We start from the raw sequence: 555 nt of genomic DNA, 5'->3' as shown, positions 1-555 counted from the left end.
CCGAGCTCGATCACGGCACCGACCGGGAGACCGGCCTGTGCGGTGCTGAGCGTGATGCGCACGCCGTCGATGCGGTTGAGGTACGCGCCGCCCGGGTGCTTGCGCTGCAGGTTGATCGCCACCTCGCCGAGCCCGGCCACGTTGATGACCGTGTTCGGGGAGACGTTGATCGGGATCGTCTTCCCGGCGATCACCAGGTTGACCAGCTCCATCTTCATGTCACTGGTCCAGACGCCGTCCTGCAGCTTGCCGCTGGCCGTCACCTTGATGGCGGTGGCCTTGATCAGGCCGCCGAGCAGGTTGAGGCCGGCGGTCCTGTTGGTGTTGACGATCTCGGCGTTGCCGAAGACATCCCTGGTGGAGGTCGTCGTCGAGGTCACCACACCGGTGGTGAGGACACCGGGGACGTTCACTCCGGCGGTGGTGTTGGTGAGGGTCTTGCCGTTGCTGGAGCCGTACGGCGTACCGACGCGAGCGGTCGGGTCACTGATGACCTGGATGCTGTCGCCCACCGAAGCGTCGACGCGGGTGCCGTAGGCCGTACCGGAGAGACCG

General features: G+C 66.7%; 1 protein-coding gene. It reads right to left on the bottom strand.

Going from position 1 to position 555, the window contains the following annotated elements; translation table 11 throughout:
* A partial coding sequence (locus ACOADB_RS09095) for a choice-of-anchor P family protein (protein WP_378597649.1) occupies positions 1-555 on the bottom strand: 555 nt, incomplete at both ends.

The organism is Nocardioides sp. CPCC 206348 (assembly GCF_048654705.1).
Lineage (GTDB): Bacteria > Actinomycetota > Actinomycetes > Propionibacteriales > Nocardioidaceae > Nocardioides.
This window is presented reverse-complemented; position numbering and strand designations above follow the sequence as displayed.